Source organism: Streptomyces chisholmiae (assembly GCF_031845445.1).
Classification (GTDB): domain Bacteria; phylum Actinomycetota; class Actinomycetes; order Streptomycetales; family Streptomycetaceae; genus Streptomyces; species Streptomyces chisholmiae.
The window spans coordinates 1-465 of the sequence record NZ_JAVREO010000148.1 but is presented as its reverse complement, the minus strand read 5'-3'; the positions used below and the strand labels follow the sequence as shown (position 1 = coordinate 465).

The following is a 465-nucleotide window of genomic DNA, read 5'->3' as shown; positions in this document are numbered from 1 at the left end:
CTGCCACTCCCGTAGGAGTTCGAGGACGGGGAGGTGGTTGGTGTCCTCGGAGAGGAGGGTGCTGAGAGCGAAGGAGACGGCGGTACGCAACCTGCCCTCCAGCTCCTTGCCCGGCCTGTCGAGCACGGCATCCAGGAGCGCCAGCGCGGTGGCGGGGCGGGCCAGGCCGTAGGCGCCCGCACAGGTCTCGGCCACCGTGCAGTGGAGGGGGACGAGGTCGCTCCGGCTCCACTGCCGCAGCTGTCTTCGTACGGCTGAGGTGAGGGCGGGGCGCTCGACCAGCTCTCCGAGCGCGTAGGCGACCAGTCGGCGGCGCCAGCGCCTGTCCGATGCGGCGAAGGGAGCCAGCTGGCGCAGTGTGTTCGGCCCGGTCGCGTGCGCCAGGACCTTTCCGATGGCCCGGCCCGCCGCCAGTTCGATGCCGGAGCGGTGAGGCGTCTCGTACAGGGCCTCCCACAGCAGCCC

General features: G+C 72.0%; 1 pseudogene. It reads right to left on the bottom strand.

Features of this window, described 5'->3' with window-relative positions:
- Positions 1-465, bottom strand: a pseudogene (locus tag RM844_RS32515) (hypothetical protein); the annotation flags it as partial.